Annotated in this window: 23 protein-coding genes; 16 read left to right on the forward strand and 7 right to left on the reverse strand. The window is 57.0% G+C overall.

Annotated elements, in window-relative coordinates:
• Positions 1–95: 95 nt before the first annotated feature.
• The 3 genes from AC6I6N_RS15305 to AC6I6N_RS15315 all read left to right on the forward strand — a co-directional run bounded on the left by AC6I6N_RS15305 (position 96) and on the right by AC6I6N_RS15315 (position 3,110).
• Positions 96–1,913, forward strand: a complete 1,818-nt coding sequence (locus AC6I6N_RS15305; RefSeq protein WP_249460497.1) for an NAD(P)/FAD-dependent oxidoreductase — start codon at positions 96–98, stop codon at positions 1,911–1,913.
• Positions 1,914–2,514: 601 nt separating this feature from the next.
• Positions 2,515–2,859, forward strand: coding sequence for a BON domain-containing protein (locus AC6I6N_RS15310; protein WP_094198045.1), 345 nt, complete (start codon positions 2,515–2,517; stop codon positions 2,857–2,859).
• A 53-nt stretch (positions 2,860–2,912) separates the two neighbouring features.
• The gene (locus AC6I6N_RS15315; protein ID WP_094198044.1) at positions 2,913–3,110 is read left to right on the forward strand and encodes a CsbD family protein; all 198 of its coding nucleotides are present in this window, start codon (positions 2,913–2,915) and stop codon (positions 3,108–3,110) included.
• 142 nt (positions 3,111–3,252) lie between these two features.
• Here the strand turns inward: AC6I6N_RS15315 and AC6I6N_RS15320 are convergent, their stop codons facing one another.
• On the reverse strand, positions 3,253–4,158 hold the full coding sequence (locus AC6I6N_RS15320) for a LysR family transcriptional regulator (RefSeq protein ID WP_497943615.1): 906 nt from the start codon (positions 4,156–4,158) through the stop codon (positions 3,253–3,255).
• 108 nt (positions 4,159–4,266) lie between these two features.
• On the opposite strand from AC6I6N_RS15320, the gene AC6I6N_RS15325 reads away from it, so the two are divergent.
• The 3 genes from AC6I6N_RS15325 to fabG all read left to right on the forward strand — a co-directional run bounded on the left by AC6I6N_RS15325 (position 4,267) and on the right by fabG (position 6,868).
• Entirely contained in the window at positions 4,267–5,148 is an 882-nt protein-coding gene (locus AC6I6N_RS15325) for a pirin family protein (protein WP_094198042.1), read from the forward strand.
• Between the two features lie 153 nt (positions 5,149–5,301).
• Positions 5,302–5,928: an isochorismate family cysteine hydrolase YcaC gene (gene ycaC, locus AC6I6N_RS15330; protein ID WP_121739868.1), complete on the forward strand. Its 627-nt coding sequence runs from the start codon at positions 5,302–5,304 to the stop codon at positions 5,926–5,928.
• 199 nt (positions 5,929–6,127) lie between these two features.
• Complete coding sequence (fabG, locus tag AC6I6N_RS15335; RefSeq protein ID WP_094198040.1) at positions 6,128–6,868, forward strand: 3-oxoacyl-ACP reductase FabG; 741 nt, start codon at positions 6,128–6,130, stop codon at positions 6,866–6,868.
• 314 nt (positions 6,869–7,182) lie between these two features.
• Here fabG and AC6I6N_RS15340 read toward each other — a convergent pair whose 3' ends face one another.
• Positions 7,183–8,127 carry a LysR family transcriptional regulator gene (locus tag AC6I6N_RS15340; RefSeq protein WP_094198039.1) on the reverse strand — a complete coding sequence of 315 codons (945 nt, stop codon included), beginning with the start codon at positions 8,125–8,127 and terminating at the stop codon, positions 7,183–7,185.
• Positions 8,128–8,233: 106 nt separating this feature from the next.
• On the opposite strand from AC6I6N_RS15340, the gene AC6I6N_RS15345 reads away from it, so the two are divergent.
• From AC6I6N_RS15345 to AC6I6N_RS15370, 6 genes are all read left to right on the forward strand, one after another.
• Positions 8,234–9,718, forward strand: a complete 1,485-nt coding sequence (locus AC6I6N_RS15345) for an N-acyl-D-amino-acid deacylase family protein (RefSeq protein ID WP_497943616.1) — start codon at positions 8,234–8,236, stop codon at positions 9,716–9,718.
• Between the two features lie 121 nt (positions 9,719–9,839).
• Entirely contained in the window at positions 9,840–11,252 is a 1,413-nt protein-coding gene (locus tag AC6I6N_RS15350; protein WP_094198037.1) for a gluconate:proton symporter, read from the forward strand.
• A gap of 19 nt (positions 11,253–11,271) precedes the next feature.
• A complete protein-coding gene (locus AC6I6N_RS15355) occupies positions 11,272–12,117 on the forward strand; it encodes a serine hydrolase (protein WP_094198036.1) in 846 nt (281 codons plus the stop codon).
• A 22-nt stretch (positions 12,118–12,139) separates the two neighbouring features.
• On the forward strand, positions 12,140–12,964 hold the full coding sequence (locus tag AC6I6N_RS15360) for a carbon-nitrogen hydrolase family protein (RefSeq protein ID WP_094198035.1): 825 nt from the start codon (positions 12,140–12,142) through the stop codon (positions 12,962–12,964).
• 29 nt (positions 12,965–12,993) lie between these two features.
• Positions 12,994–13,797 carry an N-formylglutamate deformylase gene (hutG, locus tag AC6I6N_RS15365; RefSeq protein WP_108728380.1) on the forward strand — a complete coding sequence of 268 codons (804 nt, stop codon included), beginning with the start codon at positions 12,994–12,996 and terminating at the stop codon, positions 13,795–13,797.
• 80 nt (positions 13,798–13,877) lie between these two features.
• Positions 13,878–14,726, forward strand: coding sequence for a putative RNA methyltransferase (locus AC6I6N_RS15370; RefSeq protein WP_395028945.1), 849 nt, complete (start codon positions 13,878–13,880; stop codon positions 14,724–14,726).
• Between the two features lie 22 nt (positions 14,727–14,748).
• On the opposite strand, the gene AC6I6N_RS15375 is transcribed toward AC6I6N_RS15370, so the two are convergent.
• Entirely contained in the window at positions 14,749–16,338 is a 1,590-nt protein-coding gene (locus AC6I6N_RS15375) for a sensor domain-containing diguanylate cyclase (protein WP_230019399.1), read from the reverse strand.
• Between the two features lie 263 nt (positions 16,339–16,601).
• Between AC6I6N_RS15375 and acnA the strand changes: the two genes are divergently transcribed.
• Both acnA and AC6I6N_RS15385 read left to right on the forward strand, forming a co-directional pair.
• Entirely contained in the window at positions 16,602–19,355 is a 2,754-nt protein-coding gene (acnA, locus tag AC6I6N_RS15380; RefSeq protein WP_094198031.1) for an aconitate hydratase AcnA, read from the forward strand.
• A 124-nt stretch (positions 19,356–19,479) separates the two neighbouring features.
• Complete coding sequence (locus AC6I6N_RS15385) at positions 19,480–20,895, forward strand: MFS transporter (protein ID WP_346548872.1); 1,416 nt, start codon at positions 19,480–19,482, stop codon at positions 20,893–20,895.
• A gap of 2 nt (positions 20,896–20,897) precedes the next feature.
• Here AC6I6N_RS15385 and AC6I6N_RS15390 read toward each other — a convergent pair whose 3' ends face one another.
• Positions 20,898–21,746: an aldo/keto reductase gene (locus tag AC6I6N_RS15390; RefSeq protein ID WP_094198029.1), complete on the reverse strand. Its 849-nt coding sequence runs from the start codon at positions 21,744–21,746 to the stop codon at positions 20,898–20,900.
• Positions 21,747–22,090: 344 nt separating this feature from the next.
• On the opposite strand from AC6I6N_RS15390, the gene panB reads away from it, so the two are divergent.
• Together panB and AC6I6N_RS15400 are read left to right on the forward strand one after the other, a co-directional pair.
• Complete coding sequence (panB, locus tag AC6I6N_RS15395; RefSeq protein WP_094198028.1) at positions 22,091–22,912, forward strand: 3-methyl-2-oxobutanoate hydroxymethyltransferase; 822 nt, start codon at positions 22,091–22,093, stop codon at positions 22,910–22,912.
• Between the two features lie 64 nt (positions 22,913–22,976).
• Complete coding sequence (locus AC6I6N_RS15400) at positions 22,977–23,942, forward strand: LysR family transcriptional regulator (RefSeq protein WP_094198027.1); 966 nt, start codon at positions 22,977–22,979, stop codon at positions 23,940–23,942.
• 39 nt (positions 23,943–23,981) lie between these two features.
• On the opposite strand, the gene AC6I6N_RS15405 is transcribed toward AC6I6N_RS15400, so the two are convergent.
• Genes AC6I6N_RS15405 through kynA form a run of 3 tightly spaced genes read right to left on the reverse strand, consistent with a single transcriptional unit; the run spans position 23,982 to position 26,136 of the window.
• Positions 23,982–24,359, reverse strand: coding sequence for a RidA family protein (locus tag AC6I6N_RS15405; protein ID WP_094198026.1), 378 nt, complete (start codon positions 24,357–24,359; stop codon positions 23,982–23,984).
• Positions 24,359–25,264 (reverse strand): alpha/beta hydrolase, encoded by a 906-nt coding sequence (locus AC6I6N_RS15410; RefSeq protein WP_094198025.1) that lies wholly within the window; start codon positions 25,262–25,264, stop codon positions 24,359–24,361. Before AC6I6N_RS15410 ends, AC6I6N_RS15405 begins: the two co-directional genes overlap by 1 nt.
• On the reverse strand, positions 25,264–26,136 hold the full coding sequence (kynA, locus tag AC6I6N_RS15415; RefSeq protein ID WP_094198458.1) for a tryptophan 2,3-dioxygenase: 873 nt from the start codon (positions 26,134–26,136) through the stop codon (positions 25,264–25,266). The genes AC6I6N_RS15410 and kynA overlap by 1 nt, the downstream gene beginning before the upstream one ends.
• Between the last annotated feature and the right edge of the window lie 123 nt (positions 26,137–26,259).

Genomic DNA, 26,259 nt, shown 5'->3' on the forward strand with positions numbered 1-26,259 from the left:
ACAAGCCGTTCCCGGTTTGGCACGACGTTTGCTATGTACTCCATAGCTGGGCAGCAAAAGCCCGGCGCAACACTAAAACGATATGGAGACAAATCATGCAAACACAGCAGCAACTGCAGCCGTCTGCGCGACAGTTGGACACGGTTCTTGAACAGTTGACCCATGCGCTTGCCAGCAATGCACCAGACGATGCGGCAGCCCTGTTTGCCCAAGAATGCTTTTGGCGTGATCTGGTCATGTTCACCTGGAATATCCGAACCATGGAAGGGCGCGAGCAGATCCGCGACATGCTGACGCAGCAGCAACAAGGCGCCATGTCAGCCCGGTTTGAGCGCGACAGTGCCGAGCCGGTCAGTGATGATGGTCAAGGTCTGGTGGAAGGCTGGTTTCGTGTGGAAACCGATGTGGCGCGTGGCTACGGCCATATTCGCGTCAAGCATGGCAAGATCTGGACCTTGCTGACCACCATGTCTGAACTGAAAGGTCACGAGGAGCCGCTGGGTGTGCGCCGTCCCATGGGGGCCGAGCATGGCATCCGGCGGGGTCGCCAGACCTGGCAGGAGCGCCGTCAGCAAGAGCAGGCGGAGCTGGGCACCACGGAGCAGCCCTATGTGTTGGTGATCGGCGGCGGGCAGGGTGGTATTGCGCTGGGTGCGCGTCTGCGGCAATTGAATGTGCCTGCGCTCATCATTGATCAGCATGCTCGCCCTGGTGATAGCTGGCGCAAGCGTTATAAGTCGCTGTGCCTGCACGACCCCGTCTGGTACGACCACCTGCCTTACATGCCTTTCCCCGACAACTGGCCTGTCTTTGCGCCCAAGGACAAGATTGGCGATTGGTTGGAAATGTACGTCAAGGTGATGGAGCTGAATTACTGGAGCAGCACCGTGTGCAAGAAGGTGCGCTATGACGAAGTCAACCAGACCTGGGAAGTGGAGATCGAACGTGACGGCAAACCCATGACCCTGCGGCCCCAGCAGTTGGTCTTTGCCACAGGTATGTCCGGCAAGGCGAATGTGCCCAACATACAGGGGCAGGATGTGTTCAAGGGTGAGCAGCAACATTCCTCGCAGCACCCCGGGCCGGAAGCGTATGCGGGCAAGAAAGTAGTGGTGATCGGGGCCAATAACTCGGCGCACGATATTTGCGCGGCATTGTGGGAGGCGGGGGCGGACGTCACCATGGTGCAGCGTTCGTCCACCCACATTGTGCGATCCGACTCCCTGATGGAGATCGGTTTGGGCGATCTGTATTCCGAACGGGCACTGGCATCGGGAGTCACCACGCGCAAGGCAGACTTGCTCTTTGCCTCCCTGCCGTACCGCATCATGGCGGACTTCCAGATTCCTGTGTACGACAAGATCCGCGAGCGTGATGCACAGTTCTACCAGAAGCTGGAGGCGGCAGGCTTCATGCTGGATTGGGGCGATGATGGTTCCGGCCTGTTCATGAAGTATCTGCGTCGCGCGTCGGGTTACTACATCGACGTGGGTGCTTGCGAGCTGATTATCGATGGCAGCATCAAGCTGAAGTCGCGGACTGACATCAGTCATTTGACCGAGAACGCCGTGGTGTTGAGCGACGGTACGGAATTACCAGCGGACCTGGTGGTGTATGCCACGGGCTACGGTTCCATGAATGGCTGGGTGGCTGATTTGGCAGGCCAGGAAATGGCGGACCGGGTGGGCAAGTGCTGGGGTCTGGGTTCGGAAACCACCAAAGACCCCGGGCCGTGGGAAGGCGAGCAGCGCAATATGTGGAAGCCGACGCAGCAGCCAAATCTGTGGTTCCACGGCGGCAACTTGCACCAGTCGCGTCATTACTCCCAGTATCTGGCCTTGCAGCTTAAAGCGCGTCAGGCGGGCCTGCCGGTGCAGGTGTATGGAATGCAGGAGGTGCATCATCTGCGTTGATTGATATTTGCCTTGTTGTTCGAGGCGGGGCGTGTAGGTCTGCACCCTGTTCTGATTTCGGCCAGATTATCGACATGATGATCTGGCTCTTTTTTTTGCGTGTCTTAGGCGGGGTAGCCGTGTTTGCATCGCAAGCAAGGTTGCCAAGGCGGTGGTTTTGTTAGCCGCTCTGCTAAATCTTTTACCTTATGTATCTGGTCTGAGTGCCTCCTTCAGACAACAAAGCCTGGCTTAAGGGCTCTGTTCTTGCCCCGGCTCCTCCCTGTTTCAAGAGGCCATAGTGGCTTGGTTGAAAACGTGTGAACAGCAGTCGTGGAGCGTGTTAGGGCAGATTGAGTCGAGTCAGCATGATGATCTGAATCTGATGGCTAAAAACGGGTTGCTATAGCTTGGATGAATAGGGTTGAATTAAAAATAGATTAAATTTTTATAAGGAAAATGCTTGTAGCATTTCGTAGTTTACGGGTGGATTGGAAATGTTACGGTAGAACCATCCATTGCAAACAAGGAATTTTTTTTGATTGCATTGGACTCCTTTTAATAGCAGGGTTAAGGGAATTTTTAATTCTAAAAATACTCTTTCTGATATTGGAGAAAATCTATGAAAAAATCCGCCATCCTATCCAGTTTTTTAATGGCCTCGGCCCTGAGTCTTGGCCTGCAAGGCGGCGCAATGGCTAATGAGCCTGCCGTTAATCAGGACCATTCCGCAACTGCGGGCGAAGCCGTCAGCGATACCTGGATCACCACCAAAATCAAGGCTGATCTGGCCAGCACCAAGGATTTGAAAAGCACGGATATCTCTGTTGAGACCAATAATGGTGTTGCAACATTGACCGGTACCGTGCCCAGCGAAATTGAGCACAAGAAAGCCGTTGCTGCAACGGAGAGTGTAAAAGGCGTTGTGAAAGTCGATTCGTCGGGATTGAAAGTCAAGCCGGAATAATTATTTCGCCATCAATCCTTATTGTGAATTCCTTTTGAAATAGGAGAACGACTATGAATGAAGATACGATTAAAGGTAAATGGAAACAGTTGTCCGGTAAGATTCAGGCAAAATGGGGCAAGTTGACCAATGACGATATTGATGTTGCTGAAGGCAATACCGAATATCTGGTTGGGAAAATTCAGGAACGCTATGGCATTGCGCGTGAAGAAGCTGAAAAGCAAGTCCGCGACTTCAATGGCGGCGTCTGATCCTCAGGTTTGATTGCCAGGCATACAAAACGCCCTGCATAAGCAGGGCGTTTTTGTGTGTGCGGCAGGACTGGGCGGTGTCATGGTGGGGGCATTCAGGAATGCTTACCCCTCTTGTTTCCAACTGGTTCGTGCCGTCCAGTCAGTCCTCATCCATCTGCTGATAGCGCTCGGCCAGGTAATCCAGCAATGCCCGCACAGCAGGCATTTGCCCGCGACGGGATGAGAACACCGCGTGAATGATCTCGCGTCGGGGAGCCCATTCCGAAATCAGTTTCACCAAAGAGCCGTCGGCCAATTGATCACAAACTACCAGGGTTGGCAGTTGAACTACACCGACGCCTTTCAAGGCGGCACAGCGCAGGGCTGTCATGTCGGTGGTGATCAGGCGAGGGCTGTGATGCAGCACAGCCTGTGCCCCGTCGGGGCCGAACAAGGTCCAGGTATGGTTTTGCTGCGGCAGACCCAAGGCCAGGCTGGGATAGTCCGCTAGATCGGCCGGCGAACCGGGCAAGCCGTGTCGGGCGATCAGCTCCGGACTGGCGACCAAACATTGGCTACGGTCGGACAGCGCACGCATTACCAGATCGCTGTCTTGTAATGGAGGGGGGCGGACGCGAATGGCAATATCCAGCGCTTCCCCGATCAGGTCGACACGCCGGTTGGTCGCATCCAATTGGACGGTGACATGCGGGTAGCTGACCATGAAGTCGGCCAACATATTACTGACATGAGCGTTCAGCAAGGTGATCGGGCAACTGATGCGCACCACACCACGTGGTTCGGCACGTGTCAGTTCGATGGCTGCCTGTGCCGCCTCAGCCTCCACCAGCATGGCCTTGCAGTGTTCGTAATAGGTCTGGCCGATCTCGGTCACGGTAAAGCGGCGGGTGGAGCGCTGAATCAGCCGTACCCCCAAGCGCTCTTCCAAAGCCGCCAGCCTGCGGCTAAGGGTGGATTTGGGCAAACCTAGTGCGCGACCGGCCGGGGCAAAGCCCCCGTGATCCACAATCTGAACGTAGAAGTACAAGTCGTTTAAATCTTGCATGGCAGTTTTATCGTTCCATAAATGGAACATAGATGGCCGATTTAGGGGGCTACTGGCTTCGTTGTCCCGAGTTTATGCTGTCTCTTATGTTGAAACAAGGAGATGGACATGAAGAAAATTCTTGGTATCTATAGCGCTCCCCGTCCTCACTGGGTGGGCGACGGCTTCCCCGTTCGCTCCCTGTTTTCGTACCACACACACGCAAAACAGTTGAGCCCTTTCCTGCTGCTGGACTATGCCGGCCCTGCCGAGTTTGCCCCTAGCAATCACAAACGCGGCGTTGGCCAGCACCCACACCGTGGTTTTGAAACCGTCACCATCGTCTACAAGGGCGAGGTGTCGCACCACGACTCCACCGGCCAGGGCGGCACGATTGGTCCCGGTGATGTGCAGTGGATGACGGCTGGCTCGGGCATTTTGCACGAGGAGTACCACTCCGACGCCTTTGCCCGCTCGGGTGGCACCTTGGAAATGGTGCAGCTTTGGGTCAATTTGCCTGCCAAAGACAAAGGTGCTCCCGCTGGCTATCAGGCCATTACCGACCAGCAGATTCCTGTGCTCGCATTGCCGGATGCCGCCGGCATAGTGCGGGTGATTGCTGGAGAAAAGGACGGTGCCGCAGGCCCTGCCAAGACCTTCACTCCCATGAATGTATGGGATCTGCGTCTGAATCAGGGTGGAATTGCCGAGCTGGAAAGTCCAGAAGGCTGGACGGCTGCCTTGGTGGTTCTGCATGGAACGGTGCTGGTCAATGGCCAAAGCGTGGCACGTGAAGGGCAACTGGTGGTGCTGGATCGGGCAGGTAGCCAGTTCAGCATCGAAGCCAACAACGACGCCGTCGTCTTGATGATCAGTGGTCAGCCCATTGATGAGCCCATTGTGGGGCATGGCCCTTTTGTCATGAATAGCAAGCAGGAAATCTTGCAGGCGATGGATGACTTCAATAGCGGTCGCTTCGGTGCGATGGCACCCACTACGGCGGCCTCGTAAGGCAAGTGGGTGAGGGCGGCCTGGTCCGCCTTCACCGCCCATGCTGGCCGGTTTCACCGATTTGATTTGCAGCGCGATTACCCCAAGCGCTGTGGCAGTACCGGGTGCAGTTTTTGCATCCACCCCTTTCAATCACCGTTAAGGAAAACTGAGATGACGACGCCTTACAAACGACTGGATAAAGATCAAGCCGCTGTCCTACTGGTAGACCACCAAACCGGGCTGCTGTCTCTGGTGCGTGATATTGATCCCGACAAGTTCAAGAACAATGTGCTGGCTCTGGCTGATCTGGCCAAGTACTTCAACTTGCCCACCATCTTGACCACCAGCTTTGAAGAAGGCCCGAACGGTCCTTTGGTCCCCGAGCTGAAAGAAGCCTTTCCTGATGCGCCGTATATTGCCCGGCCTGGGCAGATCAATGCTTGGGATAACGCAGATTTCGTGAAAGCGATCAAGGCTACTGGCAAGAAGCAACTGATTATTGCCGGTGTGGTCACCGAGGTGTGCGTGGCGTTCCCGGCCTTATCGGCTCTGGAGGAAGGCTTTGATGTGTTTGTGGTCACCGATGCGTCGGGCACCTTTAACGAGCTGACGCGCCATTCCGCCTGGGATCGCATGTCTGCCGCCGGTGCTCAGTTGATGACCTGGTTCGGCGTGGCGTGCGAACTGCACCGCGACTGGCGTAATGACGTGGAAGGTCTGGGCGCCTTGTTCTCCAACCATATCCCCGACTACCGCAATTTGATCAACAGCCACACCAAGTTTACGTCCGGCCAGTAAGCGTCGGCGTGCAGTGTGGTTCATTTTGGGGCCATTGCCTTTGGGACAAAATTTGCTCACTTTGACTGGCGATCTGGAAGTGATCGGAGTACAAAACAGTGTGCTGGTGTGAACGAGTTTGCAGGCAATGGTCTGTTTGGGTGCTGTAAAAACCTGTGTTTGCATGACAGCGTGGAGCGATTTTTAAAAGGTAGCTGGAATGCGATTGAAAGATAAAGTGGCGGTTGTGACTGGGTCGGCAGCAGGTATTGGTTTGGCAACAGCCAGGAAGTTTGCCCAGGAAGGAGCGGTTGTGGTGTTGTGCGATCGTAATGCGGATGCCGTCAGTCAAGCAGCGCAGTCTTTAAGTGGCAATGGCGTTACTGCTGTGGGCTATACCGTGGACGTGACAGACCGTGCGCAGATTGATGCCATGGTGGCGGATGTGAAGCAAAAGTTTGGCCGCATTGATGTGTTGGTGAACAATGCCGGGATCACCAAAGATGCCAAGTTGGTACGCATGACCGAGCAGCAGTTTGACGATGTCATTGATGTCAACCTGAAAGCGGTTTTCAACTTCACCCAGGCGGTAGCGGCAGTGATGCTGGAGCAGGAAAGCGGTTGCATTCTGAACGCTTCCAGCGTGGTGGGTTTGTACGGCAATTATGGCCAAACCAATTACGCAGCCAGCAAGTTCGGGGTGATTGGCTTTACCAAAACCTGGGCCAGGGAATTGGGCCCCAAAGGGATACGCGTCAATGCCGTCTGTCCCGGTTTTATCGAGACAGACATTTTGAAAACTATCCCGGAAAAAGTGCTGCAAGGCTTTCGTGACCATTGTTGGCTGCGTCGCATGGGCAAACCCGAGGAAATCGCCAATGTGTATGCATTTTTGGCCTCGGATGAAGCCAGTTTCATCAATGGCACCACGCTGGAAGTGTCGGGTGGTTTGACGGTTTAATGCCGTGTAGATAAAGACTGAATCGCTGGTGGTTTCTATTTAGTAGTGATGGATACTGGCAGCAAGAAAAAACGGGTCTGAGCGTTTTGCTCAGGCCCGTTTTTAATGTGCTGGTATATAGGTGGAGAGTTAAAGGAGAGGAGGCGGGCAGGGGAGAGGCCATGATTTCAGAGGTCGACGGCCAGATAGGACGAAAAGAGCACGCCGCGCCGACAGGCCTTACCAAAAAGGGCACCGAACGGAGTCCTCGTATGACGGCATTCTGATCAGGCCAGGCGTGGGGCGATTCTATGTCCGGCTTCGCGGTGCGTCTCTCACAGAGCACGGCACCCAGGCGGTAAAGGAGCTTTTTTCACGTAGGCTCGAACTTCCTCTACCAGGGCAGCAGCAGCGGGGGTTAGATCATGTTCCAGATGGAACATCAAACAGAGAGTACGGACCAGTGTAGGTGCCTGCAGCAAGGAAAAGCTCAGGCCGGGCATCAAGACTCGTTGTGCGGCCAAGGCTGGCAGCAGGGCAATGGCCAGACCACTTTGCACCAGTGCCGCTTGAGAGGTGGTACTGGAGGCCTCATAAAACGGGGCTGACGCTTCTATAGGCAGATCGGGCCGTGATTGCAGCACCGCCATGATGCCTGTCTCGTCTACGACGCCCACCAGCTTGCGCTCATTCAGGGCAGACCAACTGACCGTGTTATTGGCGTCTGGTTTGATTAGCTTGTCGTCGCTGCGATAGAGCACGCCAAACTGGTCTTCCAGCAAGGGCTGACTGTCCAGTCCTTGGACATCTGCCCAGGGGCTGGTCAGACCAAAGTCGATTTCCCCGGCCACGATCTGACGCTGAATGCGGCCTGAGTTGTCATCCCGTAAGTACAGCCGCACGGCGGGGTGCTGTTGCGAGAAATTCGCGGCAGCCGGTGCTATCAGATCCGTAATGGCCGATGGGGCGGCAGCCACGCTGACCCGCCCACTTTTCAATTCCCCATACCGCATGACATCGCTGATGGCGCCATCAAAATCCGCCAGCAGGCGGGTGATGCGCGGCAGGAACTCCAGACCAATAGGCGTCAGGGATACGCGGCGGCTGGTGCGGTTGAACAAGGTGGTATTCAGGGCAACTTCCAGTTGCTGAATCAGGCCCGTGACCGAGGATTGTGTTTGAAAAAGACGACGCGCGGCATGGGTGAAACTGGCCTCCTGAGCGACGGCAACAAAGGCATTCAGGTGCTTGAGCGTGATGTGCTTGGGAAGTCTGTCCATTTCATTTTCTGATTAATCAATTAACTTAAACAATTTTTCATATTAATAATACCTTTGGATAATGCGGTCAACTCCCCTTTTTGTGGGAGGGTAAGTGGAGACGTAAATGCAGACAGACGACCGCAGCTTGGACGTCAAGATCAGCAATGGCTGGATTATTGATGGCTTGGCCACCCCGCGTTGGCGTGGTGATGTGGGTATTCGAGAGGGGCGTATTGTCGCGGTTGGCGACTTGAGTGCCTGGCACGCCGAGCAATCGGTGGACGCCAGCGGCCATGTGGTGGCTCCTGGTTTTATCGATACTCACGGCCATGATGATTTGATGTTCATCGAACGGCCCGTTCTGGACTGGAAAACCAGCCAGGGCATTACGACGGTTGTGGTCGGCAATTGTGGTGTCAGCGCCTTCCCCGCTCCTTTGCCGGGCAACTCGGCAGCGGCTTTGGCCTTGCTGGGCGATTCGCCCTTGTTTGACGACATGGCGCAGTACGTGCAAGCGGTGCGCCATCTCAAGCCCATGATCAACGTGGCAGCGTTGGTCGGGCACGCGAATTTGCGCATGGCCGTGATGCAGGACCCCTTGTCCCAGCCTGACGCCGACGAGCAAAAGGCCATGGAAGCCTTGTTGGCCCAGGCCTTGGAAGAAGGCGCCGTGGGCTTTAGTACCGGCCTGGCTTACGAGCCCGGCTGCATGGCCGAACCGGCCGAACTGGAAGGCTTGGCCCGTGTTGCCGCTTCCAAAGGTTCCCTGCACACCAGCCATATTCGCAATGAGGGCGACACGGTGCAGGAGTCCGTCGAAGAAGTGCTGGCGGTAGGCCGTCAGACGCAGTGTGCCACCTTGGTGTCGCACCACAAGTGCATGATGCCGGCCAATTGGGGCCGCAGCAGCCATACCTTGGCCAATATTGATCGGGCCCGCGCCGATGGCGTGCAGGCCACCCTGGACATTTATCCCTATTCGGGCAGCTCCACGATCCTGATCCCTGAGCGTGCCCACACCATAGACCAGATTCGTATTACCTGGTCCGAGCCTCATCCCGAGTGCAATGGCCTGTATCTGGCCGAGATTGCCGAGCAGTGGGGCTGTGACCGGGAAACGGCCGCACGGCGTTTACTGCCTGCTGGCGCGATTTACTTTGCGATGGACGACAAAGAAGTCCAGCGCATTTTCAGCCACCCATGTTGCATGGTGGGCTCGGACGGATTGCCTGCGGATGCGCATCCCCACCCTCGGTTGTGGGGCAGTTTTACGCGCATTTTAGGGCGGTACGTACGCGAAGATGGCCTGATGTCCCTGGAGCAGGCGGTCGCCAAAATGACGGCCCTGCCTGCTTCGGTTTTCGGGCTGGAAAACCGCGGCGTGTTGCAAGTCGGCGCCTGGGCGGATTTGGTGGTGTTTAATCCCGAAACGGTGCAAGATTGCGCCACCTGGGAGCAGCCCACCTTACCGTCTCAAGGTGTGCAGACCGTGTTTGTGAATGGCGTTCAGGTTCATCCTGCCGCCCCGGAGCAGCGGCCCGGACAGGTGCTTAACCGCGCCTTTGCCGCTCAGGCGCAAAGCCTGGATGCGCCGATTATCCCGCTATAAGCGGCGCATTGGACAAGAAAGCAGTCGCCAGGATCTGGGGTAGTCAACCAGAGCGGTGCGATTGCATCACATGCAGGCCGGTTATTGAACACTGGTCAGGAAGGATCGTTAAGGAGACGACATGAGTGTCATTCAGCAACAAATGCCAACGGGCAAGCGCAATGCAGCCATGGTGGTGTTTTTAATTGGCATGGCGATTGCCTTGTACACCCACTTTTACATGCCGGGTGAAAGCTCCCTATGGGGCTTGACGCCGGTGGTGGTGTTTGCGCTTATCGCCCTGTTGGGTGTGGATATTGTTCTGGCCACGATTGGTGCGATTGTATTGGGCGCCATCATGACCAGTACTACGCCGATTGCCATGGGTAAACTGCTGGCCGAGTCCCTGGGCTCGTTCATTGCGGTGGTGGGTTTGATTATTGTGCTGGGCGCCGGGGTGGGTGAAGTGGCCGCCCGTACTGGTGCTGCCGAGCAATTGGTACGAGCGATTGTCAAGCGTATTGGCTTGTCCAATCCGGTGCGTGTGCGTCTGGGCATCATGGTGGCGTCCACCCTGATCTGTGGCGCTCTGGGTACCTTGGCGGGCGGTAACGCCATTATTGCGGCGGTGGTGATCCCGATTGCTGCTGCCGTGCGTCTGTCTCCCCCCGCTGTGGCGGCCCTGTTCCAAAGCGCTGGTTCAGCCGGTCTGGTGCTGGGTCCATTCACCCCTAACGTGGTGACGGTAACGGGTCTGACGGGTTTGAGCTACACCGACTACCTGCTGGTGGCCGGTCTGCCTATGGCGGCTGCAACCTTGCTGACGGGCTGGTTCATGTCCGGTCGCATTCAGAAGATCACCAAAGACCAGTTTCAGTACGAAGAGGCCGCTCAAGGTGCGGCTGCGTTTGACGTGAATGCCAAGGCTTCACCCAAGGCGGTGCGTGCTGCCTGGGCGTTTTGCATCACCATTGTGGGTCTGGCTGCTGTGGGTATCGCCTCTAAAGCTGGCTTTGCTTACGCCATTATTGTGATGGTGTCCCTGGGGGCAGCGACAGGTCTGGCCGGTGGCATGAACCCACGCGAAATCCTGCAGGCCATGTATGCTGGTGCGGGTAAGCTGATCTGGATCTTCTTCCTGTTCTGGCTGTTCAACCCGGTGCTGGTACTGGTGGACCAACTGAACGCCTATCACGCCTTGCTCGATTCGGTGCAGCCGTACCTGATCGGTATCAGTGGCGCGGTGCTGTGCATGCTGATTGTGGCCTTTAACGTGGTGGGCCATATCCCGGGTGCTGCTGTGGCGCAGATGACCTTTACCGCCAAGATTTTTGGCCCGGTTCTGGCTGCTGCTGGGGTGGGTCCTGCTGCAACCGCTGCCGTCATTTTGGGCAGTTCGCAGATTGATTGGTTTGGCCCTTTCCCTTCTTCAGATATGTTCGGCCAGATGGGCCTGGCACGCTCCACTCAACTTAAGTACATGCTGTATAACGGCTGGGCGGTCATGATCATCAATCTGTTGATGTTCGCTGGCCTGTTCATGATTCTGGTCTGAGTACTGAAGGAGAGAGTGTATGTTTACCGTGGGAAGCGAGTTGTTGGATGCGCCGCTGGTTCGTGAGCGCTTGCAAGAGCGACTGGAGCCTTTGCTGACCCAGGAGTCCGCCCGTATTTCGATGGCGGTCTACGCTACCGATGGCACTTCCCTGTTTGACTGGCATGCGCAGCGCGTCATGCCGTCGGCCAGCCTGATCAAGACGCCCATGCTCTTGTGTTTGCTGGAGCAGGTGGCCCAGGGCAAGCTGTCGCTGGAGTCGGTTTACCCTCTGCCCGAGGGCGACCGCACACCCGGCACCGGCATTTTGAGTCAGTTGCCCGGCGTACCCAGCCTGAGCCTGCGCGAGCTGGCCTTGCTGATGATTATCCTGAGCGATAACGTCGCCACCAATGCCCTGATCGATTTGCTGGGCATGGATAACATCAATGCCTGGAGCGCCCAGGCTGGTTTGCAGCATACGGACTTGCAGCGTCACATGATGGACATGAAGGCGCGCGAGGCCGGCAAGGACAACTGGACCACGGCCCAGGATGCTTGCTCGGCCTTGCTGTACCTGTTGCATTCGCCTGCTTTGCCGGAAAACCTGCGTCAGCAGGGGCTGGATATGCTGGCGGACCAGCGCGAACGCGGTCACTTTGCGGCAATGCTGCCTTCTATCGCTCAACTGGCTCACAAGACCGGCTCCTTGCCCGGTTTGCGTCACGATGCCGGTATCTTGACGATGGGCGAACGCAGTGTGGTGCTGGCCGTGATGGCCGATGGCTTTACCGATGGCCGCACCAGCACCTCTTTATACGGTGGCCAGGGGGCGGGTGTCTTGTCCCGTCTGGCCTTGGAAACGGCCCGCGCCTTGCAGTACTGAGCCGGTCCGAAAGGATAAAAGTATGTCTACGACACGTGTTGCCCTGGTGCAATTGGATAGCGGCCGCGACCGCCAAACCAATTTGGATCAGCTAGAACATTGGGTGCTGGCCGCCGCCAAAGACGGGGCACAGTTGATTGTGACTCCCGAGTACAGCGATGTGCGTGGTGATACGCAATGGTTGCAGCAAAACGCCACACCCATTCCGGGTCTGGTGACCGATCACATGGCCAGCCTGGCGCGCCGCACCGGTGCCTGGATTCATCTGGGTTCCATGCACGAGCGCCGTCCTGATGATCATCGCCTGGGCAATACCAGCGTGACGTTTTCGCCAGACGGTGAAATCGTGGCGCAATACCGCAAGGTGCACTTGTACGACGCCGTGGTAAATGGTCTGGAATATCGTGAGTCCGACGATTTCTGCCATGGTCAGCATTTGCAAAATGTGCAGGTTGGGGAGCTGAATCTGGGCCTGAGCATTTGCTACGACATGCGCTTTGCCGAGCTGTTCCGTACCTTGCGTGCCCGTGGCGCGAATGTGCTGGTGGTGCCGGCAGCCTTTAATGTGCATACTGGCCGTGATCACTGGGAGGTCCTGTTGCGTGCCCGTGCCATTGAGAATCAGTGCTACGTACTGGCCGCCGCGCAGATCGGTGGCCCTGGCCCCGCTATGCCTTGTCTGGGCCGCAGCATGATTATTGACCCTTGGGGTACGGTATTGGCCTGCATGCCCGATCACCCTGGCTATATCTGTGCCGATCTGGATCCCGCGCGCGTGCAGCGCATGCGAGAGTCGCTCCCGGCCTGGCTGCACCGCCGGGGTGATTTGTATCCTATTTCTTCTTGATTGTGTGCTGAAACAGACTGGAGTCTGCCATGACCGTTCCTGCGGCCTTTGAGTTTTATCCGGGCACTGCCCCCTTGTTGATTTCCATGCCCCATTCGGGCACCTATGTGCCATCGGCCTTGCTGGCGCGTTTTACGGAGTCAGCGCGTCAGGTGCCGGATACTGATTGGCATATTCCCCGTCTATACGAGTGCGCTCAGCAATTGGGCGCGTCTGTGCTGGTGGCGACGTACTCGCGTTTTGTTGTCGATCAGAACCGCCCGCCGGACAATGCCAGCCTGTACCCAGGGCAAAGTGTGACCGGTCTCTGTCCTTTGGATACCTTTGACGATGAGCCTATCTACCAGCCTGGACAAGAGCCGGACGAACGTGAGATTGCCCAGCGCCGCGAGAGCATCTGGCTACCGTATCACCAGAAGCTGGAAGAAGAGCTGATGCGTCTGCTGACCTTGCATGGTCGTGTAGTTCTGTGGGATGCGCACTCGATTCGTTCGGTGGTTCCGCGCTTTTTTGAAGGCCGTCTGCCGGATCTGAATTTTGGGACGGCCAATGGTCAGAGCTGTGATCCTGCCTTGAGCGATCGTCTGATGAAAACGGCCTTGGCCAACAAAGACTACAGTAGTGTGCTGAATGGTCGTTTCAAAGGTGGCTACATTACCCGCCATTACGGACGTCCTCAGCAGAACATTCATGCTGTGCAGTTGGAGATGGCACAGTGCTGCTATATGCAAGAGCAGTGGCCCTTTGATTACAACGAAGCGGCTGCCCACAACATTCAGCCCTTGATCGAGGCCTTGTTGCGCGACGCGCTGGCCTTTGCGTCCGAGTCGTAACTTTGTCGTGACCCCCGGTACAGGCAAGCCGGGGCGCTACACTATCGCCTTGGCCACGGTGGCCGTAGAGCGATTCATTCATGTCTGACTTTTCCCCGCCCCTATTTGAGCAACTGTGCTGTCCCTTGGACGGCTTGCCGCTCTCGTTCGAGGCTCCTAGCTGGCGCTGCCCGTCGGGCCATTGTTTCGATACGGCCAGCCAGGGCTATATCAATCTGCTTCCTGTACAAAACAAGCGCTCACGTGATCCAGGAGATAGCAAGGAGATGGTGGCGGCGCGTCGCCGTTATCTGGAGTCGGGGGTATACGAACCTATTGCCGCAGGTGTGTGGCGTGCTTTGATGGATGGATTGGAAGGGGAGGCGCCCTACGCTTGTCTGGATGCAGGCTGTGGGGAAGGCTATTATCCGCGTTATTTGCGTCAGCAGGATCAACAGGGGCAACTGGCCCTGATCGGTCTGGATATTTCCAAATGGGCTGTCATGGCAGCAGCACGCAGCTCACCAGACATACGTTGGCTGGTAGGGAGCAACGCACATTTGCCCGTGCCTGACGGTGCCTTGGATGCCGTGCTGTGCCTGTTTGGTTTTGCCGTTCCCGATGAGTTTTTACGGGCGCTGAAACCCGGCGGCATTTGGGTGCAGGTGGAGACAGGTGCAGACCATTTGTTGGAGCTGCGCCGTATCATTTACAGCAGTCTGAAGGTCGACAAGAGCCAGGAACAAACCGTGGCAGCCGGCTTTTGCTTGGAGCACAGCGAGCGTATCCGTTTTGAGGTATCGCTACACACGCAGGAACAAATTGCAGATTTGTTGTTGATGACCCCTCATATGTTTCGTGCCAGTATGCCGGGTCTGGAGCGAGTGCGTCAGTTGACGCGCCTTGACCTGCAGGTAGATGTGCAGATCAAGGTGCTGCGTCGTCTTTAAGTTGGCCCAGCCCTCCTCTTGTTCAGAGGGGAGGGGGCATTTCTCTCACCTGATCGTTCTGAGAGCTGATTTCAACACGGTTGCGGCCATTGCGTTTGGCTGTGTAGAGCGCCTCGTCGGCCAATTTCAAGACAGTGCTGTGTTCACGAGCATGGATGGGCCAATTTGCCACTCCGATGGAGATGGTAATGGGCGAGCCTGTGGGGCTGTTGGTTTTACTGATCAATATGCGCAGACGCTCGGCTAGCTGTACGGCTTGGTCGATATCCTGCTCAGGCAGGAAGATACTGAATTCTTCTCCCCCGACGCGGCAGACCAGGTCCGTGTCACGGGTGCAGGCTCGCATGGTGTTGGCCAAAAAGCACAGCACTAGGTCGCCCACGTCGTGGCCGTAGGTATCGTTGACACGTTTAAAGTGGTCGATATCGACCGCCAGAACGGAAAAGGGGGTGTCCGTGTCTCTCCACTGCTGGAGCATGGCATTCATGCCACGACGATTGGTCAGGCTGGTGAGTGGGTCAGTATTGCGCTCGATATCCATGACGCCCATCTTGCGATTGACGCGTTTCAGGCCCAGCAGCATGGCTAGTTTGATCTGGCGGGACTCAAAGTACCAGGCATGAACCTGGCTGATGCGGGAGCCGGCCAAGTCTGTGTCCAAGTGGGGAGCCTGGCGGGCTAACTGACGCAAAGGCTTGGCAATAAGCATGGCCAGCATCCAGATAAGGATCTGGACAGCGACAAAAAATGGGATGGAGTTGCGCAACACTTTACCCAGCAGGCCGCTAAGTTCTTTCAAAACGGTGTCGGTGGGGCTTTGTACGACCAGGCCCCATTGCACATCCTTGCTGGGGGCAAAGCCGGTCAGCATGTCTGTGCCTTGAGAGTTCTCCAAGGCCAAGGCGTCAATCCTGCCTTGGTTGACGGCATCAATGGCAGGGTTGTCGCTGATAATCTCGCCGATGCGACTTGTATCCTGGTGATAAATCAGACGTTTGTTTTTGTCGACGACATAGATGTAGGAGCCGTCGCGATGAAAGTGCTCGCCTAGCAGCGCATTCAGGCTATTGGGTTCATGCAGATAGATGGAGCCACCTACCAGGCCCTGATAGTTACCATCAACGTCAAGAATGGGGTACGACAGAAAGATCAGCAGCCGGTCAGTGGCCGACATGTACGGGGAACTGACCAGGGGGATTTTGCTGTTCAGAGCATGTCGGGTGCCCTCGCCCTGCAATACGGTTCCCAGTAGGCCGAGGTTGTACGGGGCATTGGCCAGGACCTGGCCTTTGGCATCCAGAATCAGCACCGAGTTGAAGCTATTGTTTTGCTCGTGCAGGCGGTTGACCTCCGCATTGAGCTGCTGCTCAGTTTTTGGGGCGGGGCCCGAGAGCAGATTGGCGCTGTAACGAAGTTGCTGCTGCAAATTGGCAATAAAGGCATCTGTGCTGCTTGCCAGTTTCAGCGCATAGGCCCGGTTCTTTTCCAGGGCCTGGTCCATTAACAGGGTACGTTCTGCCCAGTAGGCTCCATATAAGGTGTAACCCATGGTCAGCAGGCTGCTGGCAGTAGCCAGCAGCAAAATCAGCCGGCGCAGATCGACAAAAAACATGAGGATGGGCGAGTGCTAGGATGAAAAAGGGCTGGAAGGAGCTGGAGAAGGCAAGAACTGCCCCAATTCATTATACGTAAAGAATTTTTTTAGGGTCGTTTAAATGCGGCTGGAGACCACGGCAAGGACAGTCCGCCCGGCAGGGGGCAACAGCAACGTGTAAGATGTGAAATGGTCTAGACCAATAGACAATTACCACATGAGTATCGCTGGCTGGGTAAGTTGAATGGTATCGGCCGGCACCTTTCCATGGAGATCCCGATATGAAAAGCGTAGATAGTTTTAAGGCTTTGCACCAGTTGGATGTCGGCGGGCAGTCCTACGACTACTATCGGTTGGATGCGGTTCGTGGAGATGGCCTGGATGTTGCCAGCCTGCCGTATGGTTTGAAGATCCTGCTGGAAAACTTGCTGCGCACCGAGGATGGCGCCGATGTGACCGCGGATGATATTCGCGCCCTGGCCGCCTGGGATCCTGCTGCCGAGCCCGATCGTGAAATCGCCTTTACCCCCGCACGTGTTGTGCTGCAGGACTTTACCGGTGTGCCAGCCGTTGTGGACTTGGCCGCCATGCGTGAAGCCATGCAGGCGCTGGGTGGCGACCCGCAAAAAATTAACCCCCTGGCACCGGTAGAGCTGGTTATTGACCACTCGGTGATCGTGGACGATTTTGGCAAACCCAGTTCTTTTGAGCGCAACGTACAGATCGAGTACGAGCGCAATATGGAGCGCTACCAGTTTCTGCGCTGGGGCCAAAGTGCATTCGATAACTTCAAGGTCGTGCCACCGGGCACGGGTATTGTTCACCAGGTGAACCTGGAGCACTTGGCCCGCGTGGTCTTTACGCGCGACGAACAAGGCCGTCAACTGGCCTATCCCGATACCTGTGTGGGTACGGACTCGCACACGCCTATGGTGAACGGTCTGGGCGTGGTGGCCTGGGGCGTAGGCGGTATCGAGGCCGAAGCCGCTATGCTGGGCCAGCCCATTTCCATGCTGATTCCCCGTGTTGTGGGTTTCAAGCTGACAGGTCAAATGCCTGAAGGCACCACGGCGACAGACTTGGTGCTGACGATTACCGATATGCTGCGCAAGCACGGTGTCGTGGGCAAGTTTGTGGAGTTCTATGGCCCTGGTGTCAGCGCTGTGCCTTTGGCCAACCGTGCCACGATCGGCAATATGAGCCCCGAATACGGCTCCACCATTTCCATGTTCCCGATTGACGAGGAAACCCTGCGCTACATGGAGCTGACGGGTCGCTCCAAAGAGCAGATCGATCTGGTGCGCGAGTATGCCCAGGCCCAGGGTCTGTGGCATGACCCGCAGCACGAGCCTCGCTACTCGGAGCGTCTGGAGCTGGATTTGTCCACGGTCGTTCCCTCGATTGCCGGCCCCAAGCGCCCGCAAGACCGCATTGCCCTGTCCTCGTCCCAATCCGCATTCCGTACCTCGGTACGTGATCTGCTGGGCGACGATGTAGCGACCTATGACGAGGCCGTGGAAGAGAGTTTCCCTGCGTCGGACGTGCCTTCGCACAAGCCACCCGCACCTCGTAAAGCGGCGGTGACGTTCACGTTGGCCGACGGTAGCCAGTGCGAGCTGGATCACGGCTCGGTGGTGATTGCCGCCATTACCTCGTGTACCAATACCTCCAACCCAAGTGTGATGATGGCCGCGGGTCTGCTGGCCAAGAAAGCGGTGGAAAAAGGCTTGAGCCGCAAGCCTTGGGTGAAAACCAGTCTGGCCCCAGGCTCGCGCGTGGTTACCGACTATTACGACCGTGCCGGCCTGACCTCCTATCTGGACAAGCTGGGTTTTGACCTAGTGGGTTACGGCTGCACCACGTGTATCGGTAACTCCGGCCCACTGATTCCAGAAGTCAGCCAGGCGATTAATCAAAACGATCTGGCCGTGGTGTCCACCTTGTCGGGTAACCGTAACTTCGAGGGCCGTATTCACCCCGAAGTGAAAATGAACTACTTGATGTCGCCACCGCTGGTGGTGGCCTACGCTTTGGCGGGCACGATGGATATCGACCTGTACAAGGAGCCTTTGGGGCAGGGTAGCGATGGCAAGGATGTGTATCTGAAAGACATCTGGCCCTCTGCTGCTGAAGTGCAGGACGTGATCAGCAAGGCGATTGCCTCGGATATGTACCGCGATGGTTATGCCGATGTGTTTGCCGGTGATGAGCGTTGGCGCTCTCTGCCTACACCCGAAGGGGATCGTTTCGAATGGCAGGATTCCTCTACCTACGTGCGCAAACCCCCATATTTCATTGACCTGAAGCGTGACCCCAGCCCTGTCTCGGATATTCGTGGCGCACGCGTGCTGGCCAAGCTGGGTGACTCGGTGACGACCGACCACATCAGTCCGGCTGGGTCGATTGCACGCATGTCGCCAGCGGCCACCTATTTGATGGACCACGGCGTACAGCCGCAGGACTTCAACTCGTACGGCTCGCGTCGCGGTAACCATGAAGTCATGATTCGCGGCACCTTTGCTAACGTGCGCTTGCGTAACCAACTGGCTCCGGGTACGGAAGGGGGCTACACACGCGACTTCACGCAAGACGGCGCGCCCGTGGCAACGATTTACGATGCCTCGCGCAATTACTTGAGTGCCGATGTCCCGCTGGTCATTTTGGCGGGCAAGGAATACGGTTCGGGTTCTTCGCGTGACTGGGCGGCCAAAGGTACGGTGCTGCTCGGTGTACGGGCAGTCATTGCCGAATCTTACGAGCGTATTCACCGCAGCAATTTGCTGGGCATGGGTGTGATGCCTTTGCAGTTCCCGGCTGGCCAAAACGCACAAACCCTGGGTCTGACGGGCGATGAAGTCTTCGACATCGAAGGCATTACCGCCTTGAATCAGGACAAGATCCCCGAGAAGGTCAAAGTGCGTGCTGGCGATATTGAGTTCGAGGCCCTGGTCCGAATTGATACGCCTAGCGAAGCGCATTATTACCGTCATGGCGGTATCATGCAGTACGTGTTGCGGGGCTTGTTGAAAGCGTAAGCTCGGCAGCAGGCCACGGCGTGATTTGACACGCCAGCAGGTGCGCCAGTGGTGTCATGCCTCTGGCGCATTTGTGTGTTTAGGGGCCGGCTCTTTTGCCGGCCTTTTGTGTGGATAAAGAAAAATGGCGAATACCCAAGAAGCATCTTGGTCTGAGTTGTTGTCTGGCCGTAATGGCTTGCGCTCGCTGGCCTTGGCCGGAGGCGTGGCTGTTCACGCGATCAATGTGTACGTGGCGACCACGATTTTGCCTTCTGTGGTGGAAGATATAGGCGGGTTGGAGTACTACGCGTGGAATACCACGCTCTTTGTGGTGGCATCGATTCTGGGCTCGGCCCTGTCACCCCAAGTCCTGGAAAAATGGGGCCTGCGACACAGCTTTCTGGTGTCGCTGCTGTTCTTTGCGATTGGCACGACCTTGTGCGCGGCGGCGCCTTCCATGCCTTTCCTGCTTGTTGCCCGCACGGTTCAAGGATTGGGGGGTGGCTTGCTATTGGGTCTGAGCTACTCCTCTATCCGGTTGGTGTTTGAAGAGCGGCTTTGGCCGCGCGTGATGGCCCTGGTGTCTAGTATGTGGGGCGTGGCGACCTTGTCGGGACCGGCGATTGGCGGGGTGTTTGCCCAGATGGGCCAATGGCGTCTGGCCTTTTGGAGTGTCCTGCCGTGTGCTGCTTTGCTGGCGATTCTGGTCTGGACCCAGTTGCGTGATGCGCGTGCCCCTGAAACGCGTCAATCCGGTTCGACCTTGGGCAAGGTCTTGTTGCTGACCGCCTCGGTACTGGTCATGTCGGCAGGTAGCCTGTCCACGTCGTGGATGATCAATCTGGCCGGTGTCGTGGGTGGCGCGATGCTGGTGTATCTGATGGCGCGTGCCGACAGCAAGTCCACCAGCCGCCTGTTTCCGCAGGGCACCTATTCCATCAACACCGCCTTGGGTAGTTTGTACGCTGGTATTGGCTTGGTCAGTGTGGCGGTGGCAACGGAAATCTTCATTCCGTATTTCCTGCAGATCATCCATCACATGAGCCCGCTGAAAGCCGGCTACCTGACTGCCTTGATGTCCGGTGGCTGGACCTTGGGTTCGATTGCCAGTTCCAGCCGTGGGCTGAAAACCGGGGACAGATTGATTATTGCCGGGCCTGTGCTCTCGGGCTTGTCGCTGGCTGCCCTGGGCGTGTTTATCCCGTGGGAGGGTTTGAGCGAAGGCAGGGATTATTCCTGGGCCTTGTACCTGTCCTTACTGGGCGTTGGAATAGGGATTGGTCTGGCCTGGCCGCACCTGCTGACACGGGTCTTTCATTCCGCGCCCAAGGGCCAGGAGAATATTGCCTCGGCTGCCATTACGACCTTGCAGCTGTTTACGATGGCCCTGGGGGCTGCATTGGCCGGGATCATCACCACGGCCTCGGGCTTTGCAGACCCCGGTGGGGTGCAGGGCGCGCGCCAGTCAGCGCAGGCTCTGCTGTGGCTGTTTGCTCTGGCGCCTCTTCTTGCCGCCTTCCTGTCCGGGCCTGCAAGACGGGTGCGCCCCAAGGCTTAGCCTTAGACGGTGCTTTTGGGCAAGCGGAACAATTCTGGATCCGGGCCAAGACGACCTTCGGCCTGGTCCAGACCGGCAATGTCTGCCATGTCCTGCTCGCTGAGCTCGAAGCTGAAAATGTCCATATTGTCACGCTGGCGTTCGGGGGAGGTGGACTTGGTAATCACCATATTGCCCAGTTGAATCTGCCAGCGCAGCATGACTTGCGCCACAGAGCGGCCATGTTCCTTGGCAATCTTGTTCAGTACCGGATTGTCCCACAGCGTACCCAGTCCCAGTGGGCTCCAGGCTTGCGTCTGGATAGCGTGGTCTTCATGGTAATGGCGAGACTCTGCCTGCTGAAAGCCGGGGTGCAGCTCAATCTGATTGAGCACAGGCAACACGCCGGTCTTGTCCAGCAAGGTTTGCAGGTGCTGGGGCAGGAAGTTGCACACACCAATGGATTTGACGCGGCCTTCATTGCGCAGATTGATCAGTGTTTCCCAGGTCTGGATGTACTGGCGGTTCTTGGGCACAGGCCAGTGAATCAGGTACAGATCCACATATTCGAGCTGCAGTTTGTCCATGCTTTCTTCAAAGCCTGCACGGGTGTTGTCGTGGCCATGCATGTCATTCCACAGCTTGGTGGTCACAAACAGCTCCTCGCGTGGCACCTTGGACTGACGAATCCCTTGACCGACTTCGGCCTCGTTGCCGTAGATGGCAGCAGTGTCGATCAGGCGGTAGCCTACCTCGATGCCACTGCACACCACATCGGCCGTTTGCTCGGCAGGCACCTGCCAGACACCCAGGCCCAGTTGTGGCGCGCGGTTATCGTCGTGGAAGGTGATTGTTGGGGGGGTAGTCGACATAAGTCTCTCCTCGGTAGAGTGCACGGCAAAACAGCCAGGGTCTGGCTGATGAAACCACCGCGCATGGGGAACGATCGGGGCCTAGGGCCTGTTAACGCAATCTCCTTACATCGTGTTAACAGGTCCTAGAGTACAGGCGGTGTCAAGGCAAAAGTCCTTAAAGGGACCTGAATCCACACGGGATGGACACGTGAAGCTTGTACGTAGGCAGGAAATTGGCTTATTGTTTTTTGTCCTGCGGCGATTATAGAGGCGTCGACTGGATTTTTTATTAAGATGTTGCAATCTGCATCATTCATAATCCCATATAAGCGTTGTCCTATGGGGTTCCAGCTGGAGTAAGTATGAGCGTACATACCACGCAGGTTCGCATTAGCGTTCCCGCTCTGACCGCCTATAAGGGCAAACAAAAAATTGCGTCGTTAACAGCCTATATCGCGCCTATCGCACGAATGCTGGACGAGCACATGGATATGATCCTGGTGGGCGATTCGACCGCGATGGTAGGGTATGCCATGCCTGACACCCTGAGCATTACGGTGGATATGTTGGCTGCCCATGCTGCGGCCGTGGTGCGTGCTACTAAGCACGCTTGTATTGTCGTGGATATGCCCTTTGGCAGCTATCAGGAATCACCCCAGCAGGCATTTGCCAACGCATCGCGTATGCTCGCGGCCAGTGGTGCCCAGGCAGTGAAGATGGAAGGCGGTCAAGCCATGGCTGAAACGACCCGCTTTCTGGTCGAGCGCGGCGTGCCTGTGTTGGCCCACGTGGGTTTGATGCCTCAGTACGTCAACACCATGGGTGGCTACAAGGCTCAAGGCATGACCGATGCTGCCGCCCAGCGCGTGTTGGACGATGCCGTCGCACATGCCCAGGCCGGTGCCTGGGGTGTGGTGTTGGAAGGGGTGGCGGAAAGTGTGGGCCGCCGGATTACCGAAACCATCGCCATTCCTACGATCGGTATCGGTGCATCGCCTGCGTGTGATGGCCAGGTGTTGGTAACTGAAGATATCCTGGGCCTGACAAACGGCAAGATTCCCAAATTTGCCAAACCTTACGCGGATGTGGGTGCCTTGATCTCGCAAGCGGCAGCGCAGTACGCGGCGGAGGTGCGTGATGGTTCTTTCCCCACGTTGGAGCAGTGTTTCGGCGTGAAACGCTAGTCCGGCTAACTATTCCGCATTAGAATATTCCATGTTGATAAATGCGGCATTCACATAGACCGACATGGAAATTCGCCAATTAGAAGCTTTTGCAGCTGTGATGTCCGCAGGCAGTGTGACCGCTGCCGGCCGTTTGCTGGACCGCTCTCAGCCTGTGGTCAGCCGCCAGATTCAGGAGCTGGAGCAGGAACTGGGCTTCAGGCTTTTTACTCGTACCCGTCCGCAGGTCACCCTGACCGATCAAGGGCGCGAGTTTTATCTGGAAGCCAGGCCGGTGCTGATGAATCTGGAGGTGCTGCAAAGTCGCGCTCTGGAAATCGCCCGTGGCGGCCTGCGGCCCCTGCGTATCGTGGCCACTCATGCGCTGGCTATTGGGTTGCTGCCCCAAGCGCTGGGCATCATGGAGCATCACGATCCCGCCTTCAAGCAAAAGCTGATTATTGATACGGTAAAGCCGGAAGAGGTGGTGCAAGCCATCGACGAAGGGCGGGCAGATCTGGCTGTTACCAGTTTGCCGCTCGATATTGATGGTTGCACCTTGCACTGGTCAGGACAAAGTCCGTGTCTGTTGGGTATGGCATTGGATCATCCCCTGTCCGAGCACGAACTGGTGCGTTTGAGTGATATTCAAGGCACGCCCCTGATTTCCATTCAGAACCGCCATCGCCTGCGTCATACCCTGGCAACCGCTCTGTTGCGCGCCAGTCCGGAAGCACCGGAAGATATTCGTCATATCGAGGTTGCATCGTCTTTGGAAGGGCTGGTTCTGGCCAGCCAAGGGGTAGGCGTGTCCTTGATCGACCCCTTCACTGCCCACGGCCTGCCACTGCCGAATGTGGTGTTGCGCCCCATTGATATCCACGTGCCTTATATGGTCGGCGTGGTGTCGCTGCGATCACGCGAACTACGTCCCGATGCACAGCGTCTGGTCGAGGCCATGCGACAGTATGTGCTGCAGTTCATCCCGCGCTTTGTACTGGGAGATGATACGGGCTTGCCCAGCACGCAGGATCCGTTTGACTCGCTGTAAACAGATGGGGGCTGCTGCGGCGCCCCGCCTTTGTCAGCCTCAAGGAATCATGGCGTAAGCCACAACCTCCAGCTTCATGCCCGGCTCCACTAAAGCGGCCACGCCCACGCTGGCTCGGTTGGGAAAGGGCGCGGAGAAAGACTCCCTGTAGACCTTGTCGATGACGTCCATATCGGCGATATCAGTCATGTAAATCAGCACTTGGGTGACGTTTTCCAGGCTAGCTCCCGCTGCTTGAGTGGCCCGTTGCATATTGGCAAAGGTCAGGCGAGCCTGTTGCTCGATGCTTCCCGTATCGATGCTGCCGTCCGGCCGCACAGGCCCGGCCACCATGAACAGCATTTCCCCTTTGGCTTTGACAGCCCAGGAGAACGCTTGCTTGAGGGGAGGAAGCCCGACGTCGACAACTTGTTTCATCACTTGCTCCGAGTAGAGATGACCGGCAAAGACGCAAAGAGCGCCTGCGTTGCATCGCCCAAACGGGTGTTGGGGCGAGCCTGGTCAACAATGACATCGAAGTGGTTGCGTGCGGGCATTTCGATGGGGGGCAGATATTGGGCGCCCAGTGCGTTCAGCGCGTCGGCAAAAGCCTGACTCTGGCGTTTGAACGCCGAGGTTTCGATTTCTCCCCAGCTAATGATGGTGGGAGGAAATCCGTTCAGATCAAGCAGTTGAGGGCTAATCGCTCGTGCACTGTCCACGTCCAGAGACAGTGCCTCATTGATGCTGGTGCCAATCAGGGGCTGTAGATCGTAAATGCCCGATACCAGCACCGCGGCTGCAGGTGCGCCGACAGGCAAATCAGGGTCGTCTTTCCATCCGCGCAGGCAGCACATGGCTGCCAGATGCGCACCGGCAGAACTGCCGGAAACGACAATACGTTGCGGATCAAAACCCAGTTCTTTACCGTGCTCATACAGCCAGCGCAGTGCCTGGCGGCATTCCAGCACCATGTCATGGACAGAGGCTTGCGGTGCCAAGGTGTAATCGATGGCCGCAAAGGCGATGCCCGCGTTGGTGCAATCCGGGGCCGAGAACAAAGAGGACGCCTTGGAGAGCTCCTGCCAGTAGCCGCCGTGAATAAACAGCAGCAGCGGTGGGAGGGATTCCGAGTCGCGCGGCGCAGGCAAAAAGAGGTCGAGCTTATGTGCGGCGGCACTGCCATAGGCCAGCTCGGTATGACGTGATCCGCTTTGCAAGGCCGCTGCGCTAAGCGTGGCGTAGTCCTCGATGTAAGGCGCGTAGTTTCCGCCTATACAGGAGCTGGGCGAGTATTCGCGCTCGCGCTCCTGCGCGGAGAGTAAGTCGTGTGAGGCTGGCATTACAGCGCGGTCCGAACCGTCCAGATTTCAGGGAACAGCACCACGTCCAGCATCTTGCGCAGGTAGCTGACGCCGCCTGTGCCACCGGTGCCGCGCTTGAAGCCGATGACGCGTTCAACCGTCGTGACATGGCGGAAACGCCAAAGACGGAAGGCGTCCTCAATGTCGGTCAGTTTCTCACCCAACTGGTACAGGTCCCAGTGTGCATGTGGGTCACGGTAAACCTGCAACCAGGCAGCTTCGACTTCGGGGCTGGCCACGTAGGGCTGCGTCCAGTCACGCTCCAGATAGTCTGCGGGAATGTCAAAACCCTGGCGGGCCAACAGACGCAGCGACTCATCGTACAGCGAGGGGGCACGGTAAGCGGCCTCAACCTGGCGGAGTAGCTCAGGGCGGTGTGCATGTGGCTTGAGCATGGCGGCATTCTTGTTGCCCAAAGCAAACTCAATACAGCGATATTGTGCGCTTTGAAAGCCGCTGGAGCTGGCCAGATAAGGCCGCATGGCAGTGTATTCCGGCGGGGTCATGGTCGAGAGCACCGTCCAGGCGCTGACCAGTTGTTCCATGATGCGCGAGACACGCGCCAGCATCTTGAAGCTGTCGGCGTATCGGTCAGCAGCGACCGATTCAGTGGCCGCGTTCAGTTCGTGCAGCATTAGTTTCATCCAGAGTTCACTGGTCTGGTGCTGGATGATAAACAGCATTTCGTCGTGGGCAGGCGAGAGCGGGTGCTGAGCGCCCAGCACCTCGTCCAGGTGCAGGTAATCGCCATAGCTCATGGATTGGCTGAAATCCAACTGCGCTTTTTCTTCCGAAACAATGCGCTCTGTCTCGCTGATTCCCTTGTCAGCCGATGCCTTGGAAGCATTCATTTGTTCTGTTCCCGGTACATTAATCATGACCTGTGCGGCCTGTAGAGCAGGTCGCGTGGGTCGCTGGAAAACCAAAGTCGCGTTGCGCGCCAAGGGGAGTGTGCCATGCATCGTGCCCGAAGG

The sequence above is a fragment of the Alcaligenes sp. LTN-3 genome (genome assembly GCF_059735605.1).

Bases quoted from the DNA above. Each gene is read 5' to 3' on its own strand.
- AC6I6N_RS15345 (WP_497943616.1), top strand. From the start codon at position 8,234: ATGCAGACAGACGACCGCAGCTTGGACGTCAAGATCAGCAATGGCTGG.
- AC6I6N_RS15315 (WP_094198044.1), top strand. From the start codon at position 2,913: ATGAATGAAGATACGATTAAAGGTAAATGGAAACAGTTGTCCGGTAAG.
- AC6I6N_RS15400 (WP_094198027.1), top strand. From the start codon at position 22,977: ATGGAAATTCGCCAATTAGAAGCTTTTGCAGCTGTGATGTCCGCAGGC.
- AC6I6N_RS15360 (WP_094198035.1), top strand. From the start codon at position 12,140: ATGTCTACGACACGTGTTGCCCTGGTGCAATTGGATAGCGGCCGCGAC.
- AC6I6N_RS15410 (WP_094198025.1), bottom strand. From the start codon at position 25,264: ATGCCAGCCTCACACGACTTACTCTCCGCGCAGGAGCGCGAGCGCGAA.
- AC6I6N_RS15325 (WP_094198042.1), top strand. From the start codon at position 4,267: ATGAAGAAAATTCTTGGTATCTATAGCGCTCCCCGTCCTCACTGGGTG.
- AC6I6N_RS15375 (WP_230019399.1), bottom strand. From the start codon at position 16,338: ATGTTTTTTGTCGATCTGCGCCGGCTGATTTTGCTGCTGGCTACTGCC.
- AC6I6N_RS15350 (WP_094198037.1), top strand. From the start codon at position 9,840: ATGAGTGTCATTCAGCAACAAATGCCAACGGGCAAGCGCAATGCAGCC.
- AC6I6N_RS15320 (WP_497943615.1), bottom strand. From the start codon at position 4,158: ATGCAAGATTTAAACGACTTGTACTTCTACGTTCAGATTGTGGATCAC.
- AC6I6N_RS15340 (WP_094198039.1), bottom strand. From the start codon at position 8,127: ATGGACAGACTTCCCAAGCACATCACGCTCAAGCACCTGAATGCCTTT.
- fabG (WP_094198040.1), top strand. From the start codon at position 6,128: ATGCGATTGAAAGATAAAGTGGCGGTTGTGACTGGGTCGGCAGCAGGT.
- AC6I6N_RS15310 (WP_094198045.1), top strand. From the start codon at position 2,515: ATGAAAAAATCCGCCATCCTATCCAGTTTTTTAATGGCCTCGGCCCTG.
- ycaC (WP_121739868.1), top strand. From the start codon at position 5,302: ATGACGACGCCTTACAAACGACTGGATAAAGATCAAGCCGCTGTCCTA.
- panB (WP_094198028.1), top strand. From the start codon at position 22,091: ATGAGCGTACATACCACGCAGGTTCGCATTAGCGTTCCCGCTCTGACC.
- kynA (WP_094198458.1), bottom strand. From the start codon at position 26,136: ATGAATGCTTCCAAGGCATCGGCTGACAAGGGAATCAGCGAGACAGAG.
- acnA (WP_094198031.1), top strand. From the start codon at position 16,602: ATGAAAAGCGTAGATAGTTTTAAGGCTTTGCACCAGTTGGATGTCGGC.
- AC6I6N_RS15390 (WP_094198029.1), bottom strand. From the start codon at position 21,746: ATGTCGACTACCCCCCCAACAATCACCTTCCACGACGATAACCGCGCG.
- AC6I6N_RS15385 (WP_346548872.1), top strand. From the start codon at position 19,480: ATGGCGAATACCCAAGAAGCATCTTGGTCTGAGTTGTTGTCTGGCCGT.
- AC6I6N_RS15355 (WP_094198036.1), top strand. From the start codon at position 11,272: ATGTTTACCGTGGGAAGCGAGTTGTTGGATGCGCCGCTGGTTCGTGAG.
- AC6I6N_RS15305 (WP_249460497.1), top strand. From the start codon at position 96: ATGCAAACACAGCAGCAACTGCAGCCGTCTGCGCGACAGTTGGACACG.
- AC6I6N_RS15370 (WP_395028945.1), top strand. From the start codon at position 13,878: ATGTCTGACTTTTCCCCGCCCCTATTTGAGCAACTGTGCTGTCCCTTG.
- AC6I6N_RS15405 (WP_094198026.1), bottom strand. From the start codon at position 24,359: ATGAAACAAGTTGTCGACGTCGGGCTTCCTCCCCTCAAGCAAGCGTTC.
- hutG (WP_108728380.1), top strand. From the start codon at position 12,994: ATGACCGTTCCTGCGGCCTTTGAGTTTTATCCGGGCACTGCCCCCTTG.